Below are 18,229 nucleotides of genomic sequence, written 5' to 3'. Positions count from 1 at the left end.
CATGGATCCTTTAATGTGGCTGATTGATCAAGAGATACAGAAAATACGGCGTGCCCAGCACGGCAACAAAAATACCAGCGGGCAAGTCCAGCGGCAGAAACAGGGTACGCCCGATCAAGTCGGCGAGCATCACCACATTAGCGCCAACCAACGCCGCCATCACCGCCTGCCCCGCGAAACCGGGCGCCACCAAACGCTTGGCAATATGCGGTGCGATCAGCCCAACAAAGGCAATCGCGCCGCCCCAAGCCACCGCCGCGCCGGCCAAGGCGGCACTCACCAACAGCAGGGCCGCCCGCAGCCATTGAACTTGCACGCCAATGCCCTGCGCCAAAGCGTCATCCAACTGCTGCACGCGCACCTGACGGGCCAGCAATACCAGCAACGGCATGATGATCAACAAGCATCCGGCCAACGCCCGAGGCTCAGACCAGTTAGCGCCATAGACACTGCCGGTCAACCAAACATACGCCGACAGGGTAGTGGTCAGCGGGCTGAATACCAGCGTAAAAGTCGTCACGGCCATAAGCAATGCCGAGACGCCAACACCGATCAACACCAGCCGCAACGGTGATGCTCCCCGCTGCCAAGCCAGCAGGTAAATGGCCAGCGCTGCCAGCCCGGCGCCGAGCATGGCCGCCAGTGGCAAAAATTGCGAGCCGAACAGCATCGAGAAGAACGAAAGGTAAATTACCGCTGCTGCGCTGGCGCCGCTGGTAATACCCAGCAGGTCAGGCGACGCCAGCGGGTTGCGGATAATGCTCTGTAAAATCAGCCCCGATATCGACAACGCTGCGCCTACCAACGCCGCCAGCACCAGACGCGGCAAACGCAATTGCTCAACGATGAAAACCAGCTGATCATCGCCTCCGTGCCAAAGCAGCTCCAGTACCTTGAGTGGCGATAGATTGACCTTGCCGAGTGACAAGGCACCCAGCATCACCAGCAGCGTTAACACCAGAGCCACCAGTAGACGCCACAAGGTTGCCAGATCGATACGCCGGGAAAAGCCGCCGCTGCGCAGCGTCAGGCTCTTATGCATAGCGACCTCCACGGCGGATCAGCGCAATAAAGAACGGCGCACCGAAGAGCGCCGTCATCACGCCAACGGGTACTTCCTGGGGCAGAATCACCACCCGCGCCAGCGTGTCTGCCAACAACAGCAAGCTGGCACCGGCCAACGCGCAGCCCGGCAACAACCAGCGATGATCAACTGACACTCCTTTGCGCACCATATGCGGCACCAACAGCCCAATAAAGCCAATACTGCCCGCTAGCGCCACGGCACTGCCCGCCAAACAAATCACCAGAATGCCCATCAACAAACGAATCAGCCCGGTGCGCTGCCCCAAACCGACAGCGATAGACTCGCCCGCACTCAGCACATTGACGTGCCCAGCCAGCAGCAACGAACCCATCAGCGCCAGTAGCACACAGAGCAGCAAAGGCGAGGCCACGGCTAAATCGCGTTCAGACAGCGAGCCAGCCAACCAGAAAAGCACGGTATCCAGCCCTTCCTGATTGACCACCAACAATGCCTGACTGAACGCCGAAAACAGCGCCGTAATGGCGGCACCTGCCAGTACAATACGCAGCGGATTGAGGCTGCCCTGCCCGCTGCTGCCGATGATCCAGACGAGGCTGCCGGCCACGGCAGCGCCGACAAACGCGCACCATAACCAGTGCTGCTGCGCGGTCAAGCCGAAAACCGTGATGCCCAGAATAATTGCAAAGGTCGCTCCGGCATTCACACCAAACAAGCCGGGTGAAGCTAGCGGGTTACGCGTCAGCGCCTGCATCAGCGCGCCTGCCACGGCGAGGCTGGCACCCACGGCCATGCCCATCAGGGTGCGCGACAGACGCGTGGTTAACACCAGATCATGCACCTGCCCCAGGTCGTCGGCGTGCCCAAGCAAAGCACGTATCAATTGCCCCGGCGCAATCCAGGTGACCCCGGCGGCCAGGCTCAGCAACGCACTCAGCACCAGCAGTGCTAACAAGCTCAGCAGCTTCAGGGAAAGACTCATCGTAGCGCCTTGGCGTTTGCCATGCGGGCGATGTCATCGAGCATCAAGTTTGCCCCAAGAATGCCGCCCGACAGGCTCCAGGTCACGCTGTCGACATCCCAAACCAGCCCCTGCTGCGGCGCGCGCAATTGCTGCCACAGCGGGTGGTCCAGCACCTGCTGATAGTTGCGTTGCGAGGCTTCACTGTTGGAGCGCTGGAAAATAAAGAACAGGTCTGCGTCCACTACCGGCAGGCTCTCTTTGCTGGTGAGCTTCAGAGAAACTCCTGCAGCGTCCTGGGCAGCGGGGCTCCATACAAAGCCCAACTCAGTTAACACCGAACCAGCAAAACTGGCCGGCAGATAACTGCGTATATGGTCCTCGCGGATGTCGAGTACCGAGATCGTCATGGGCCAGCGCTCGGCGAACGCCACCTGCAACTGCTGACGCAACTGCGCTACCCGCTGCTGCCATTGCGCCAACAACAGGCTGGCCTGTTGTTGGCGTTGCAAGGCTTCGCCCATCACCACCAGGGTCTGTTTGAACTCGAATACTTCATCGAGCATCACCACCCTGCCCATCTGCGCCAGCAAGGGTGCGATGCGCTCATGCCGAAAGCGCGACGCGATGATCACATCAGGCCTGAGCAGCACGATGTCTTCGAGGCTTGGCTGAGTTTCCAACCCCACATGCGGCACGCCCGCTAAGGCATGACGCAGATAGCGGTACATGGGTTTCTCGCTCCAGGAGTCCACCACGCCACAGGGCAGCACACCCAGCGCCACGGCGCTATCCGTCGCCCCCTGAAACAGGGTAACCACCCGCAGCGACTCGCCCCGCACTGGCAAGGGCAAAATCAGTAACCCCAGCGACAAACGCAGTAGCGTACGCCGGGAAAGTCGCGGGTAGAACTCAGACGTCACGGTGTACTCACAGAGCTGAACACGCTCCCTTTTTATGCGATGCCAAGCGAACCGGCTCTTTCAAGTCAAAAGCCAATAGTGGCTGACAACAGGTAAGTTCTAGGCGTAGAGAGTGTCAGACCACCCGCGCTGTCGTCCGATGCACCGGCGGAGGTCCATGAGCGGTCATCCATCACGTTCTCGACGCTCGCGCGCAGCGTGATGTCTTTCTCCGCTGCCTTGAACGCAAAGCGTGAGCCTACGTCGTAACGCTCCCAACCATCGATTTTCTTGCTGTTTTGCTGATCCAGATACTGTGAGCTGGAATGAATGCCACGCGCGCTCAGGGTCAAGCCCGAGACTGCTGGCACATCCCATTCCGCGCCCAGGTTTACGCTGTACTCCGGCGTGGCCGGAGCACTGCTGCCGTCAGAGACGCCGCCCACGGTATCGGTCAGCTCACTGTCGATAAACATAATGCCGCCCAGCAGACGAAAGCCCTTGAGTGGCTCGCCGAAGGTACTCAGCTCAATGCCCTGATTCTCACGCTTGCCGTTCTGGTCAAAGCGGCCGGTGATATCGTTAGTCTCGTAGGCCGGCTGTTTGATGCGAAAGGCGGCAGCGGTCAGGCCAAAGGTGCCCTGATCGTATTTGGCACCGACCTCAACCTGGCGACTGGTGAAAGGTGGGAATATTTCGTCCGAGTTAATCGAAGTTGAAGGCGCGATCTTGCCTTGGCTCAGGCCTTCCATGTAGTTGGCGTAAAGCGACAACTGCGGATTCAGCTTGAACAGAATGCCCGCCGAGGGCGACACCTTCTCCTCATCATAATTGGTTTTACCTTTGACGCCACTGGTCCAATCGTCAACCTTGACCCGCTGCCAGCGCGCACCCAGCGTCACCAGCAGACGATCATCCATAAAGCCGAGGGTGTCTGCCAGCGCGACGCCGCTAAAGCGGTTTTCGGTATACACCTCATTGTCAAAACGGGTCGGTGTGGTGGGTGTTGGCGTTGCAACCGGGTTGTAAAGGTTGCTGGAGCCGTTGGCGTAGCGCGCACCACCATTGGTGAAGTCCATGTAGAAGTAGCTGGCAGCCAGGTTCAGCTCATGGCTTACGGAGCCGGTGTCAAACCAGCTGCGTGCACCGGCCGTAACAGTCCTTACGCTCTCATCACGGGTGAAATCACGCGGCTGCACGGTGAAGTCGCCAGCGTCGTTGATAACAGACACGTTGTGCCGTAGGAATTCGTGCTCGCTTTCACGGGCGCCAGCAGCGCCATAGACCATGATTGAGTCGTTAACGTCGAACTCGCCATTCAAAGTGGCAAAGGTATCTTTGGTACGCGCCTTGCTCCAGGCCTGTGCATAGTTGTCACGCACTTTATCTGCGTCCGGCACCTTGGCGCTGGCGCCAACTAGCACCCGCTCTTGCGGCGCATCGGTGTCACGTTCGGTATGGCCTATATCGGTCGACAGACGCAGCCGCTCACCACGAAAGTCCAGCCCCAGCACAGCCATCTCGCGATCGACACTTTGGTGATCCCACTCGGTATCGCCGGTCTGCTTCACACCATTGAAGCGCAGGCCGAACTTATTGTCTTCACCAAAACGGCGGCCAACGTCCAACGCCCCGCCCAACTGACTGTCCGAGGCGTAGCTACCAGTGAACTCGGTAAGCGGCTTATCATCTGCTCGCTTGGGCACCACATTGATACCACCGCCCACGGCGCCGCGCGGGGAGATGCCATTGATCAACTGGCTCGGCCCGCGAATCACATCCACGCGGTCGGCCATTTCCATATCAATCGAGTAGGTCGGCAACACACCATAGAGACCGTTGTAGGCCACATCGGTGTTGAACAGGCTGAAGCCGCGAATGGTGAACTGCTCAAAGCGCCCGCCGGCTGGGTTAGTCGCACGCACCGAAGGGTCGCTGGCAATCAGATCACCCAAGGTGCGCGCGTTCTGATTTTTCACCGTTTCGCTGGTGTAGGTGGTCATGCTGAAGGGCGTTTCCATGAAATCACGCGAGCCAAGCAGACCCTGCGAGCCACGGCGTGCCACCTGGCCACCGGCATAACGCTCGCCATCGGCGCGGCTCCCCGGCTGCACGCCGATCACCGTGATAGGCGCAATTTGCATCGCCTCGGTGCCTTCGGGCATCGGCACCAGCGTATAGGCGCCCGCCCCCACCGTTTGAAGTTGCAAGCCACTGCCCTGCAACAACTGCGCGAAACCTTCATCCACGCTGTAATCACCGGACAGCCCGTTGCTGCGGCGACCACTCATCAACGCTGGATCAACCGACAGGCTAACGCCAGCCTGACCGGCAAAGCGCGTCAAGGCGGCTCCCAGATTACCCGCGGGCACTTCATAGCTGCGCCGGCTGGCGTCTTGCGCCCAGCTAGGCGAAGCCAACAGCGGGCTGATGCTCAGGCCAATCACAAAACCGAAACGTGCCAAGGAGCGCAGACTGAAAGGCGCCGGGCGGATACCGCCAGGAGATAGTGCAGACATATATAAAGTCCTCATTTTTTTACTTACCTGTACTGACTGGCGAGACAAAAAAAGGGGACACACTTCAGGCAGTTTTTTTGCGGGGCACCAAAGTGACCCAATAACGGGTGCGCGATTGCACCTCCAGCGGCAAGCTGGCGGCCAACAAGGAAAGTACGCGATCAGTATCTTCCAGGCGAAAGCTGCCGGTGACTCGCAGCCTTTCCAACGCCGGGTCCCAACGCAAAATGCCCGGACGATAACGGCTTAGCTCGCGCAGAAAATTGCCGAGCAATTGATCCTCGGCCATCAACACGCCCTCCCGCCAGCCAGGTAGCAAAGCATCGAACGCCTCGACAGGCCCAAGTCCGGAGCGCTGCAATGTCGCCTGCTGGCCTTGATTTAAGACCAGCGCAGTTGCAGCCTGAGCAACCTGCAAATGCGCCGACCCACTAATTACTGAGACGCGGCAGTCCTGCTCATTCAAGCGCACACAGACTCCGCCATGACTAACCGCAATACCGCCATAGGGCACTTCAATTGTCAGCGTTGAACTAGCAGATACCTTGAGCGCTATCTCACCGCGCACCAGTGTCAGTCGACCCGCGAGCAGATCAAGATTGACCGCGCTATCGGTATTCAGCAATAACGAGCTACCGTCGGCCAGCGTCAATTGCTGCTGTTCGCCGGTAGCGGTATGCAGGTCAGCACGCCATACATCGACTGGCATCTGTCTACCCACCAACCAGGCTGCGGGTAACAGAGCCGCTACCCCAAGCGCACGTTTGACCGCGGCACGTCGAGCCATGTCCGGGCGATCCAGAGCAGCCATGGCCAGGTCTGTCGGCAAGCCAGAAAAGCGCTGGCGTAATAGCAGCGCACTTTGCCAGGCATTCTCGTGATGAGCGCTACTGCTACGCCAGTCCTGCAGACGCGCGTGATCGGCTTCGCTGGCGTGACCAGACTCTACCAACGCCAGCCACTTTGCGGCAGCGCGCAGCATATCGCGGGCCTCCCCGGTTGCCGGGGCTGCTCTCATGCCAGGTCCATCAGCAGACAATGCTCGTAAGCCTGAGACATATAGCGTTTAACTGTGCGCTCTGAAACCTCTAAGCGCTCAGCGATTTCGCGATACCCGAGCCCTTCCAATTGGCTCCAGAGAAACGCCCGACGCACCAGCACCGGCAGGCCATCAAGTAACTCGTCCAGCGCTTGAAGGGTTTCCAGCAGTGCCCAGCGATGCTCCGGCGAGGGCACGCACTGCTCAGGCAGTTGCAACAACGCATCTAGGTAGGCTTGCTCAAGGTTTCGACGACTGTAAAAAGTGTTCAGCAGCCGCTTGCCAATGGTTAGCAGGTATGCCCGTGGCTCTTGAATATCAGCGATCTTCTGCGAGCTGGTAGCCACTCGTACGAACGTATCCTGACTCAGGTCGGCCGCATCCCAAGCATTACCCATCCGCCGCCCCAGCCAGCCCTCCAGCCAGCTTCGGTGGTCACGGTACAGGGCGTGCAAGCTCTGCTCCTGTGGCGAGGCTAATTCAGTCATATCAAGAGGCCTGAACGGAAGAGGTTAAAGAGGTTCGCTAAATGCGATTGATTGTATTTAACAATACCCCGCTATAGCAAGGTGAATTGCCATCACTTCGCTACATACTCAACAACTCCGGCCCGGCATATCCTCTGCTGGCTGAGTTCAACCGCATTCTCGCGCTGCTGGAAAAGCTATTTACGAGGCTTGGCACGCCGTGTGGGTTCTGCTTGCAACGGATCGTCTGGCCAGTAGTGTTTGGGATAACGGCCCTTCATATCCTTTTTCACCTCGGCATAACTGCCCTGCCAGAAGCCGACCAGATCCTGAGTCACCTGTACCGGGCGCTGCGCAGGTGACAGCAACTGCAATTTCAATGCTTGCCGACCACGGGCAACACGTGGGTTATCTGCGCTGCCGAACAACTCCTGCAAGCGCACCGAGATACTCGGCGGTGTTTCGCTGTAATCAATGCGAATACGCGAACCGGTCGGCACCGTCCAGTGGGTGGGCGCCTGCTCTTCCAATTGCTGCGGCAAAGGCCAGGGCAGCAGCCCTCCGAGAATGCCGGGCAACTCAAGGTTAGCGAAATGTGCCAGCCGGGTGACCTTATCCAGATAGGGCGCGAGCCAGTTTTCCAGACCATCAAGCAGCGCTTGATCCCGCAGGTCGGGCCATTCGCTTTCAACCTTGTCGGCCAAATCCAGTGCGCGCAACAAACCTACCCGCGCCTGCCATTGGCGTAATACCGGGGTCCACGGCAGCAGCGCCAAGCCTTGTTTACGCACCACATCGCAGAGCGCACGCTGGCGCTGTTCAGGGTCAATTTGCGGTAAGGCTGTGCGCTGCCAGGTCAGTTCGCCAATGCGCTGTTGCCGCTCAGCCAGCAGGGTTTCAGTGCGCGTATCCCAAGCGAGTGTGTCGCGCTGATTGAGCAAGCCGGGCTGCACCTCCAGCAGCGCGGGCATATCCAACTCTGCCGCCATAAAGATACGCGCGTTGCGCTGGCTGGCCTGACCGCCCAGCGCGGCAATCGCCAACCAGTCGCACTGCTGTAGAGAATCAGGTTCAACAAAAGCAGCGGCCCGGCCATTGGCCAAGCGGTAGTCGCTGCCCGCCTCGCCCCGGCGCTGCGCAATGCGGTCCGGATACGCCAGTGCCAGCAGCACACCTATCCATTTCTCATTCTGCGGATCGCTGACCGGCGCATTGGCGGGCAGCTTCTTGAGCAGGCCTTGCCATTGCGTCGCCAACTTTCGCGCCCGCTGCAGGGCATTGCGATCGGCATCCGCGCCACGAGGATCGTCAAACAACGCCAGACGCCGGCTGATATCGGCACTCTGGGCACGTCGCAACACATCACGCTCATCCACTATCGCCGCCAGACGTGCAGCCAACTGGCCCAAACCAAGCCGTTGCCCCTCGACTAACATGTGCGCCAGACGTGGATGCATTGGCAGGCGAGTCAGAGTTTCGCCATGTGGCGTGAGTTGCCAGCCTTGCTCGGAAGACAACAGTGCGCCCAAGCGTTGCAGTAACTCGCGGCCCTGCTGCAATGCAGCCGAGGGCGGCGGGTCAAGCCAGACCAGTTCGCTTGTCTCTTGCACGCCCCAGTGCGCCAGCTGCAGCGCTAGTGGCGCTAGATCGGCTTGGCGAATTTCCGGTTCGCGTTGCGCCGCCAGTTGATCGTGCTGTTGCACTGACCAGAGTCGATAGCAGATACCCGGTTCCAGGCGACCGGCGCGGCCAGCGCGCTGCTCAGCGGCGGCACGCGAGACGCGACGCGTCTGCAAACGGGTCATGCCTGACTGCGGATCAAAAGCGGCTTCGCGCGACAACCCGGCATCCACCACCACGCGGATACCTTCGATGGTCAAACTGGTTTCTGCAATAGCAGTGGCCAGCACCACTTTACGTTGCCCTGCAGGCGCCGGCTGAATCGCTTGCCGCTGGGCGGCAAAATCCAGCTCGCCATAGAGCGGCGTCAACAGCACATCAGGGCTATTACTCAGGCTCTGCTCCAGCTGCGCTTGCACGCGTCGAATCTCAGCGGTGCCCGGCAGAAACACCAGCACACTGCCCCCTTCTTCATCCAGCGCCTGCAGCACCGCCTGACAGACTAATGGTTCTATGAATTGGCGTGGCTCCCAAGGCGCGCCGTACTTCACTGTTACGGGATACTGCCGGCCCATACTGGTAAGCACTGGTGCGTCATCCAGCAGTTGACTGACGCCCTCCGCATCCAAAGTGGCAGACATCACCAGCAGTCGTAGCGGCAATTCATCGCGCAGGTATTGTTGGGTCTGCACGCAAAGCGCCAGGCCTAGATCAGCATCCAGGCTGCGCTCATGAAACTCATCAAAAATCACTAGGCCGATACCCGGCAATTCGGGATCTGTCTGCAATAGTCGTTGCAGAATACCCTCGGTCACTACCTCGATACGGGTGGCCGCACTCACCTTGCTGTCGAGCCGAATCCGATAGCCCACCGTCTGCCCGACCGGCTCACCCAGCAGTTCCGCTAACCGCTCAGCCGCTGCCCGCGCCGCCAGCCGCCGCGGCTCCAGTAAGATGATTTTCTGCCCAGCCAGCCAATCCGCACGCAACAACGCCAGCGGCACCAGCGAGGTTTTACCAGCGCCGGGCGGCGCTTGCAGGACTGCGGAGGGGTTGTGCTCAAGTGCCTGCAACAATTGCGGCAAAATGTGCGTGACGGGTAATTCGCTCATGGGCCAACCGTACAGAAGAGAAGAGCCGCATTATACGGGTTGCGGGCTTTCAGTCAGCCCGGCACGCGGATATGCTATGCGCAATGCACACTTCGCCGTGTTGCAACCATTACTCACGCTACCGTCCACTTGCATCAGGAGTCCCGCCGTCATGCGTCTGAAGCCCCTCGCCAGCATTTTGCTAGCCACTACTCTGACCACTCAACTGACCGCCTGCGGTACCGTGTTCTATCCTGAACGTCGCGGCCAAATTACGGGCGAGATTGATTCCGGCGTAGCCATCCTCAACGGCATTGGTTTGCTTTTTTACATCCTCCCTGGCGTCATCGCCTTCGCCGTCGATTTCGCTACCGGTGCCATCTATCTACCGGACGCGCGTTACAGCATCAATCCTGAGCAATTGCAGCCAGCCATCCGTGCCGACGGTAAGATCGACAAGAGCAAGCTGCAGGCGATTCTGCACCGCGAGCTGAACCTTGATCTGCCGGTTGAGCAGGCCGAGGAAAGTAATCAGCCACTACCCAGTCACTATGCCCTGCTGCAGGGTACGCCCCGCGCCTGATGACCCAGCAGACCTTTGATGCTACCGAGCGCGCACGCCTGCTTAAACTGGCGACGCGTGCCTCGGTGGCCGTAGCGCTGCTGTTGATCGCTCTAAAGGGCGGGGTTTGGCTCGCTTCGGGCTCGGTCAGCTTGCTGGCCGGCCTGATTGACTCAGTGATGGACGCGGGCGCGTCTATCATCAATCTGTTTGCCGTCGCCTATGCCCTCAAGCCAGCAGACAAGGAGCATCGCTTTGGTCATGGCAAGGCTGAAGCGCTGGCCGGCCTGGCGCAAGCCGCCTTTATTACTGGTTCGGCGTTGTTGGTTCTGCTGCAAGGGGTCGACCGATTGTTGCATCCGCAGCCGCTGGAAACAGCATGGGCCGGCATCGCTGTCATGTTGTTTTCCATCGTCGCCACGCTGGGCCTGCTGGCCATCCAGCGGCATGTGATCCAGCGCACGGGCTCGACTGCAATCGGCGCAGATGCACTACATTATCGCTCTGACTTGCTACTTAATTTGAGCATCATCATCGCGCTTCTGCTCGCGCAGCTGGGTGTGCAGCGAGCCGATGCACTTTTTGGCCTGGGCATCGCGCTGTTTATCGGTTTTGGCGCCGTGCAGATTGGCCGTCAGGCGGTGCAAATTCTGATGGACCGCGAGCTGCCCGACGCGGTGCGCGCTCACGCTCTGCAAATTGCGCGCTCTATCCCCGGCGTGTTGGATATTCACGATCTGCGCACCCGCGAATCCGGTCAGCACTGGTTTATGCAGCTACATTTGGAGCTACCAGCAGACCTTACGCTAGCTGAGGCGCATGCCCGTGGTGAGCAAGTACGCTTGGCGATAGTCGAGCATTACCCGCAAGCCGAGGTGCTGGTACATAAAGATCCGGGCTGACTGGCAACTGCGCTCCTTTGATCACTACAGACAGCAAAAAGGCGAGCCACCCAATGAGTAGCTCGCCTTTTTTATGTCCTCTGTCATCCTTTTGGGATCTTGCCTTGCTCCCGTGCCTTGTGGGCTGGGTAACCGATTGGCAGCACACCTGGTAGGTGCTCTTGCCCCAGCTCGCCGGATAAGCGAGCTGGCTGGACGATCGGTTCTGGCTGAAACTGTTGACTATAGTAGGCAGGTAACAGCGAAATAACTTACCTAATATTGCACATTCTATTGCGCAGTTAGCAATAAATAGCTAAAAGTCTAATGAATTGCGCAATCAGGACAAAAATCATGAGTTCCATCAATCTCGACCGTTACGATCTAAAGATTCTCGCCGCCCTGCAACACGATGCACGCATCAGCAATCAAGAGCTGGCTGAACGCATTGGCCTCTCCCCTTCGCCCTGCTCACGGCGCGTCAAACAGCTGGAAGACAGCGGCTTGATCAAACGGCAGGTCGCGCTGCTTGACCCAGCCATGCTCGGACTCAAGCTGACCGCGTTCGTGATGATCGGCATGGATCGTCATACCCCAGAACGTTTCGCCGGTTTTGAAGCAGTCATCCGCGAATGCCCTGAGGTGCTCGACTGCTGCCTGGTTACCGGCATGGATGCGGACTACCACCTGCGCGTAGTGGTGCCTGATATGGAGCATTATCAGCAATTACTGCTCGGCACCCTGACCCGAATTGAAGGGGTCTCCAGCGTACGTTCCAGCTTCGTACTCAGCCAGGTGCTGGCCAGCACAGAACTGCCATTGAAACATCTGGGGCTGAACTGAATAGCAGAGGGAAAACTGCAGGCGGCCTAACAACAAGCTGCCTGGCAGCAGCTTGCGAGGCGCCGTTATAAGCGTGATGAAGGTACTGGTTTTACCTGTATACGCAGGTGCGCGTTGAGGTAAGGGGTCAGACATGTTGGCCGTCGGAGGCTAAGTCTACCCTTGCCAGCCGTTCGGCATTTTTATTCATATCTTCCTGACGCCACTCGCTAACAAGTTGTTGCAGATCCTCCCTGTCAGCCTGATCACCGAAAACAGCGGCAGGCGTGACGGTGCGACTGGCTTGCGCGGTTAATCTTAGTTGTGCGCGGGTTAAGCGGTGCACCTCTTGCGCTTGCAACTCCTCCGCCGATGCCACGTCTTTTAAGTATCGCTGATAAAAGCCGTGCATTTCTGTCGACGTTTTGTTGTAAAAACGCATGTCATGGCGCGCCATTTTCTTGAATTCACTAAAAGTTCCCGCTTTCCAAGCCTTTATCTCTGTAACCAGGTTGTAGAGCTGCGATCTAAGGTCTACTTTCTCCTCTTTGGTAAAGAGCTGTCCGTCACGGCTGAGGCTGGCGTTCCAACGCAACAGGTTAGTTAGTGCTGCACGGGCATAGCCCGAGTCACTGTAGTGGTGTGGAAACGAGGCAAGCTGCACAAGAAAACTCCGGCGCTTAGCTGCATCGCCAATAATCGAGAGATTGGCTGTGAAGCGTGCGCAGGAGCCCTCTTCGAGGGCGGCGCAGCCCGGTTGCCATAATACTGAAGCCTCACTGCCGCCGCCGGGCTTACGTGGCATAAAGTAATACTGCTCGCCATGGTGTTGGTAAGAATCACCCTCCAGATTGACCAAGCCAGCCAGCAACAGGCTAATTGCCTTGATTGGCGGGGCAAGCGAGGCCAGTAGCGTAACAAGCCCGGGGACAACTATTTTCCACTCCGCATCCATCCAGGTCGCGGGAACGGAGGGTACGAGATCGTCATTATTAACAATACGGTGGTGAACCAGTCCCTTGGCGCTTTCCACAAAAGCGCTGTCACCTGTACGTGGGGCGCCGAAAGTATATAGCTGGGTTTTGGGTGACCAATTCTTTTGGAGATAATCTGCAAGTAACAGGGCTATTGAGCCACCCAAGCTATGACCGCAAACTATTATCGTGTGGCCCTCATCGTAAAAGCTCGCCAGATATTTTGTAGTAAAATCTCTGGTTTTTTTGTAAGCCTCATGAAATCCGCGATGAGCGTTGCCGGTACCATCCTGGATGGGGACTTGGCGCGCGTCGAAATCACGGAGCCAGTCATCAAAACTGGCGCTCCCTCGAACTGAAATCAAGACCACCTTGTCATTATGGGTGATAAATGCTTCTGTGTCGGTAGAAGCATCATGCAAAAAATGTACATCTTCAGGAGTGCGCTCGCCACCTGTACTTGAATAACGTTCAAGGTCATACGGCACAACTTCAAAGCGTTTTGAATAAGGCACTTCCTCGGATAACAAATGAAAATTGGCTGTATCAAAGCGTGTTGGTTTGATGTGATAAGCCAACTGCTCTCGTAATACATTTCCGATGCTGCCTGGTTGAAGATATGGTGGCGGCTGAGACGGCGCAAAGCCTTTACGTCTCACGCTAAAGGGCGCATATGATAGTTTGCACGCCACAGCCAATTGATAAGCATTCAATGCGGAAAATTCAGGCGATGTAGAGAATATGGGGCTATAGGCTCTGAGCGCCTTGACCTCAAATACGTGGTGCTGGTTTGGCTCCAGAGCAATACCGTGCTGCTCAGCAGTTGCGCCTGCCGCTTGTTTCAGGCCTGCGCTGGGTCTTGGCCCCCAAGTATCGTCTGGGTCTGGTAGGTGCTTGGAGGCCTCGACCAGATCGCTAACCTCTACCCGGAAAAAACGCGCACCTTCCTGCGCTGCGCGCTCTTCTGCCAGATAAGTTTTGGTGTCGCCTGAACGACGAGGGCCTATGGAGGGCTGCTCGGCGGCTATTTGAAAATTCGTTAATGGTAGGGGATAAGCTTTCCGATCCCTCAAGTTCTCATACCACCTTTCACCACCTGCGTAGACTTCATCGACGCAGAGAAGCATGGGACCGCAGTAACTGTTATTGACTACAGCGAATCCATCCTCATCTAGCTGCCCCGTTGTGATCTGCGCTTGGCTGTCGCGCAGCTCAAAAGAAAGACCGCTAAAACAGGACGAATCACCATGTTCATCCACAAAACGGAAACTGACCCATTGATTCCTATTTGGACAATCTATTGATTCTGGTCTTTCGTAATTGCTCAAGTTCGTCATCCGTGATTACTCGGTGCAGCTGGGGTAGACAGTACATTCCTGCCCGTTCATTTTAAAGGTCTTGAATATGGGTGGTTCCTGGCAACGATCCGATAGCTCTGTACCCTTACAAGGCTTCCAGCCTGATGGTGTTTCAATCCAACGTCTGTACATGGAGGGCTCCTCCTGCGGATCCTCACGGATATCCAATACAATGGTTTTATCCGCAAGCTCGTCCCGGCCTACGGTCACGCCAAGGCTCCTGCGTTCAGAAATCACCTCACTCTGCGACCAGTTTTCGTCTGGTTGTGAGCAGTGGAGTAGTTTGCTTACTTGACCATTACGTGAAGAAGCTTTGCTTAACTGAAACATCCAGCCGCACATGCCCCGCAGTAACATAGTGCCATCTTCCGCAAACCTAGGTGCCCCCGCAGGGCGTGAATCAACTACGGCGATACCGCCGCCATGACCGCCTTGTTGCCAGCGCTCTTCGCCATAGCGCCCTGTAACTTCGAGTCTTACCCGAGACAGTTCTGCATGACACAAGCCGATATGGTGGGTCAGCGGGATTTGCAGGTTGAAATTGTAGGGGTGAGTCTTTAGCTCGGTGTCTTGCTGTGTGGCCATGACACGGGTTGAGGTGCCGCTTGAACCGAAATTACGTATTTGGCACTTTTCTTCATCCAGCACTTGGTAGGACATCATTGCAGATAACTGGAAGCTGGCTGGCAGCGTTCCAGTCAGCGTGAAGTGTTCCCCCCCGTCCCGTTCGGTCATTGACAAGGCACCTTCCTTTGCCATATGCCCGACAAGGCTGCAGGCGGTGAGAGCCAAGGTGCTCAGACATAGCAGTAGAGGCAGCTTCATGAGTTGCTCCAGTAGGTAGTATTGGCCAGCGCATTACGGCAGCGCTGATAGTGGGTTGCAGGGGCTTCGCCAAGTTGGGCGGCCCAGAATGGTTGGTTGGCTACCTGAGTATCCAACTGGTGTTGCAGCAGAAAATGCAGTTGCTCAGTGCTACCCCAACCCCACTGATCGGCTGTTTCCAATTGCCGTTGCAGCCACTCCTGCAGGGGCTCGCGTCGAGCCAGTTGGGTGACGGCTGCTGGATGCTGCTCCCACAGCCATTGCTGCAGATTGTGTTGACGGATGGCGTTGCGCGTTGCGGCTGGCTCGGGAATGTCTAGCCAGGGCGTGCTAGACGGCGGGTTTTGGATGCCGGGGGCTGTGTTGTCCCATACCGCCCAGTTGTCGTGCTGCGAGCAGAGCAAACTCTGCAAGGGCCCCATTAATAAGGGTCGCTGCTGCGCAGTCAGACTGGTTAAATGATGAGCGATAACCCGATTGTCCTGAAAGCGGTACAAGTCTTTTTTATCAGGCGCTGAAATCAGCATACGCTCGCGCCAATGTGCGCACAGCGTTGCCAGCTCAAGTTTTTCAGCGCTTGCCAGCCAGCCCCAGTTCTGCTCCGGGGTCTCGAGTAGAAAACTGAATGACCGGGAATTATGGGTGGGTATCTTTACCAGCCAGGGGCCTATGTCTTTAAGGTCGTCAAAATCTGTGCCGGCATACAGGTTGATATATTCCCGCATCAAGTCCAGACCGAACAGCACGGGTATTAGGTCTGGCTCTGCCAAACGGTCAATGATCAGAAAGAGTTGTCGCCCTACGGCTTGTTGTTCAGACATCCACTCCTGCGGATTAATTGGTGCATGTTCAATCATACGGGGCATACCCCTTCTCTACAGGCTTCGCACACAGGACAACGACTAGCCCCAAGTGATCGCGCCTGACGTGCCAAGTTGATTTGCGCGGTGGCCAAAGTCATCCCAGCGCTATCACTGTCCGCCGCGTTTGTAATTCCTGGCAGCTTGATCGCCAGACCGCTACCACCGCCGGGCGAACCACCCGAATTAATCTTCAGCATCGCGCCACCCAAACTAATGCCGCTAGGATCGAGCTTCAGGAAGGAACCGCCGCCCTTGGCGGTCAGCTCCATGCCGGCGTCGATCACAACTTTGTCACCGGCGTGATAATGAATCTCGTTGCCGGCTTGGGTTAGCTGCGCAGTGCCGATTTTGACATGCTGGCTAGTGCCGACGGTGAGGTGGTCGTTAGCTTTGATTTCGGTTTTGCGGTCTGCGTGGGTGGTGCGGTGTTCTTCGGCTTTGAACTCGCTGTAGCTGTTGGCCTCGACCGTGTCATGGCGTTCGTTGCCCACGCGCACGGTTTGGTTGTGTTCGATATTTTCATCCCAGTCTTTCTGCGCGTGCAGGTAGATCTGTTCTTCGCCCTTTTTGTCCTCGATGCGCAGTTCGTTGTAGCCACCGCCGCCGGGACTGCTGAGGGTTTTGAATACGCTGCGGGTTTTGTGCGCGGGCAGTTCGTACGGGACTTCGTGTTCTTTGTGGTACAGGCAGCCGGTGACCAGGGGTTGGTCGGGATCGGCTTCGAGAAAGGTAATGAGCACTTCCATCCCGACTCTGGGGATGGCGATGCCGCCGTAGCGGTCGCCGGCCCAGCCGGAGGCGACGCGCAGCCAGCAGCTGGTTTTATCATCAGCTTGGCCTTCGCGGTCCCAGTGGAATTGTACCTTGATGCGGCCGTACTGGTCGCAGTGAATCTCTTCGCCCTGTGGGCCGGTTACCACGGCGCTTTGGCTGCCGAGTACCTTGGGCTTTTTGTGATCTAGCTGCGGGCGCCAGATGACTTGCCAGGGCGTGGCTTTGAAGTGGTTGCGGTAGCCTTGGGTGAAGCCATCACTTTCTTTGGTATCGCTGGTAACGCCTTCTTCGAGCACTTGCGGCTGTTTGCCTTCGTGCTGAATCTCGGTCAGTAGCCAAAGGTCATTCCAGTCACCGCGCGGGTGACCGGTGAGCGGCATAAAGTGGCCCGTGCGCAGTTGCGGTTGGTCGCTGCTGCCATCGGCCAGTTGCTGTTCGGCGCGGTGGCGTTCGAGGTTGATCTGGCTGAGCTGCTTGCCGCGCTCGCGGTCGGTGAAACGGCCGGGGTAGTCGTAGTCTTCCAGATCAGGTTCTGGCTTCTGGTCTTCTTCTGCTGCGTTCTGGCTGGTATGGGCCGCTTCCATCAGCAGCCGTGGCTTTTCAAAGTCATAGTCACGGCGCGTGACGCGGCTGGGGCGGGTTTCGACTCTTAGGCCGAAGCGTTTGACCACCGGTTGATCTGCCACCAGGCCGGTGCCTTGGCTGTAGCCGATTTTTTGTAGCGGCGGGAAGGTGGTTTGGTCGTCGCCGAAGACGATGATATGACCTGTTTGGCTGTGTTCAAAGTGGTAGTGAATGCCTTCTTCTTCACACAGGCGCTGGATAAAGTGCAGGTCGGTCTCGTCGTACTGAGTGCAGTAGTCGCGTTCAGGGTAAGTGGCGTTGAGTTGAAAACGGTAGGCGTCGCCCTGAATGCCGTGCTCTTCCAGCAGGCGGCTGATGATCTGTTGCACGCTGAGGTGCTGGAAGATGCGTTGATTGGTTCTGTGCGCCAAATAGCTAAGCTGGGGTCGCAGGCAGAGGTGGTAGCGGGTGAGGCGTTTGCCGGCTTCGCCTTGGGCGAGGCGGTCGATAAAGCCGTGGATGCCAGCACCTTGGCCCATGTCGAGATAGGCGGTGTGATGCAGTAGCGAGGCGAGGTCAATATCGGGGTGTTCGCTGATCAGCTCCAGCTCAAAGGCGAACGGCTGGTTGAGGGCCTCTGTGCCGGTGAAGGCCAGTACCTTGAAGTCGTGGTCGGCACCGTCGATGTGCAGGGTAAAAGCGGCTTCGTTGGCTGGGGAGAACATCCGTTGTCCTTTTCAAATTGCTGCTTTCGTTAGCGTGGAACGGGCAATGCGTTGGAAACGCAAAAGTGCATCGGCTGAATGAGTCGGCCAATGGCGAGGCATTGTAAAGAGGTCGGAGAGTACTGGCTGTGCACCAGTCATCAGAAGCGGAAGTGCGTCACACCTGCCAGAGCAGTTAAACCGCTCTAGGGAGTACCGCCTAGAGTCGCTATACTGGCGACCCTTTTCAAACCGTCT

The 18,229-nt window shown here is 57.6% G+C and carries 14 protein-coding genes; 3 read left to right on the top strand and 11 right to left on the bottom strand.

Going from position 1 to position 18,229, the window contains the following annotated elements; all coding sequences use genetic code 11:
• Window positions 1-10 precede the first annotated feature (10 nt).
• From AC1XYH_RS03445 to hrpB, 7 genes are all read right to left on the bottom strand, one after another.
• The gene (locus tag AC1XYH_RS03445) at window positions 11-1,042 is read right to left on the bottom strand and encodes a FecCD family ABC transporter permease (protein ID WP_483325268.1); all 1,032 of its coding nucleotides are present in this window, start codon (window positions 1,040-1,042) and stop codon (window positions 11-13) included.
• The gene (locus AC1XYH_RS03440) at window positions 1,035-2,027 is read right to left on the bottom strand and encodes a FecCD family ABC transporter permease (RefSeq protein WP_483325267.1); all 993 of its coding nucleotides are present in this window, start codon (window positions 2,025-2,027) and stop codon (window positions 1,035-1,037) included. Before AC1XYH_RS03440 ends, AC1XYH_RS03445 begins: the two co-directional genes overlap by 8 nt.
• Entirely contained in the window at window positions 2,024-2,929 is a 906-nt protein-coding gene (locus AC1XYH_RS03435) for an ABC transporter substrate-binding protein (protein WP_483325266.1), read from the bottom strand. The genes AC1XYH_RS03440 and AC1XYH_RS03435 overlap by 4 nt, the downstream gene beginning before the upstream one ends.
• A 65-nt stretch (window positions 2,930-2,994) precedes the next feature.
• Window positions 2,995-5,427, bottom strand: a complete 2,433-nt coding sequence (locus AC1XYH_RS03430) for a TonB-dependent siderophore receptor (RefSeq protein ID WP_483325265.1) — start codon at window positions 5,425-5,427, stop codon at window positions 2,995-2,997.
• Window positions 5,428-5,491: 64 nt separating this feature from the next.
• On the bottom strand, window positions 5,492-6,445 hold the full coding sequence (locus AC1XYH_RS03425) for a FecR domain-containing protein (RefSeq protein ID WP_483325264.1): 954 nt from the start codon (window positions 6,443-6,445) through the stop codon (window positions 5,492-5,494).
• On the bottom strand, window positions 6,442-6,954 hold the full coding sequence (locus AC1XYH_RS03420; protein WP_483325263.1) for a sigma-70 family RNA polymerase sigma factor: 513 nt from the start codon (window positions 6,952-6,954) through the stop codon (window positions 6,442-6,444). Before AC1XYH_RS03420 ends, AC1XYH_RS03425 begins: the two co-directional genes overlap by 4 nt.
• Before the next feature lie 176 nt (window positions 6,955-7,130).
• On the bottom strand, window positions 7,131-9,665 hold the full coding sequence (gene hrpB / locus AC1XYH_RS03415) for an ATP-dependent helicase HrpB (RefSeq protein ID WP_483325262.1): 2,535 nt from the start codon (window positions 9,663-9,665) through the stop codon (window positions 7,131-7,133).
• Between the two features lie 151 nt (window positions 9,666-9,816).
• Here hrpB and AC1XYH_RS03410 point away from each other — a divergent pair, with 151 nt between their 5' ends.
• From AC1XYH_RS03410 to AC1XYH_RS03400, 3 genes are all read left to right on the top strand, one after another.
• Window positions 9,817-10,227, top strand: coding sequence for a polyribonucleotide nucleotidyltransferase (locus AC1XYH_RS03410; RefSeq protein ID WP_483325261.1), 411 nt, complete (start codon window positions 9,817-9,819; stop codon window positions 10,225-10,227).
• Entirely contained in the window at window positions 10,227-11,108 is an 882-nt protein-coding gene (locus AC1XYH_RS03405; RefSeq protein ID WP_483325260.1) for a cation diffusion facilitator family transporter, read from the top strand. Before AC1XYH_RS03410 ends, AC1XYH_RS03405 begins: the two co-directional genes overlap by 1 nt.
• 333 nt (window positions 11,109-11,441) lie before the next feature.
• Entirely contained in the window at window positions 11,442-11,930 is a 489-nt protein-coding gene (locus AC1XYH_RS03400) for an Lrp/AsnC family transcriptional regulator (RefSeq protein WP_483325259.1), read from the top strand.
• Window positions 11,931-12,057: 127 nt separating this feature from the next.
• Here the strand turns inward: AC1XYH_RS03400 and AC1XYH_RS03395 are convergent, their stop codons facing one another.
• The 4 genes from AC1XYH_RS03395 to AC1XYH_RS03380 are packed head-to-tail and all read right to left on the bottom strand — an operon-like array spanning window position 12,058 to window position 17,992.
• On the bottom strand, window positions 12,058-14,220 hold the full coding sequence (locus AC1XYH_RS03395; protein WP_483325258.1) for a lipase family protein: 2,163 nt from the start codon (window positions 14,218-14,220) through the stop codon (window positions 12,058-12,060).
• A 6-nt stretch (window positions 14,221-14,226) separates the two neighbouring features.
• On the bottom strand, window positions 14,227-15,066 hold the full coding sequence (locus tag AC1XYH_RS03390) for a hypothetical protein (RefSeq protein ID WP_483325257.1): 840 nt from the start codon (window positions 15,064-15,066) through the stop codon (window positions 14,227-14,229).
• Window positions 15,063-15,923: a DUF4123 domain-containing protein gene (locus AC1XYH_RS03385; protein ID WP_483325256.1), complete on the bottom strand. Its 861-nt coding sequence runs from the start codon at window positions 15,921-15,923 to the stop codon at window positions 15,063-15,065. Before AC1XYH_RS03385 ends, AC1XYH_RS03390 begins: the two co-directional genes overlap by 4 nt.
• Entirely contained in the window at window positions 15,920-17,992 is a 2,073-nt protein-coding gene (locus AC1XYH_RS03380) for a type VI secretion system Vgr family protein (RefSeq protein ID WP_483325255.1), read from the bottom strand. The genes AC1XYH_RS03385 and AC1XYH_RS03380 overlap by 4 nt, the downstream gene beginning before the upstream one ends.
• Window positions 17,993-18,229: the final 237 nt, after the last annotated feature.

The organism is Pseudomonas sp. GW-45 (genome assembly GCF_056896675.1).
The sequence above is the reverse complement of the archived record's forward strand: the minus strand, read 5'-3'. Positions and strand labels throughout refer to the sequence as shown.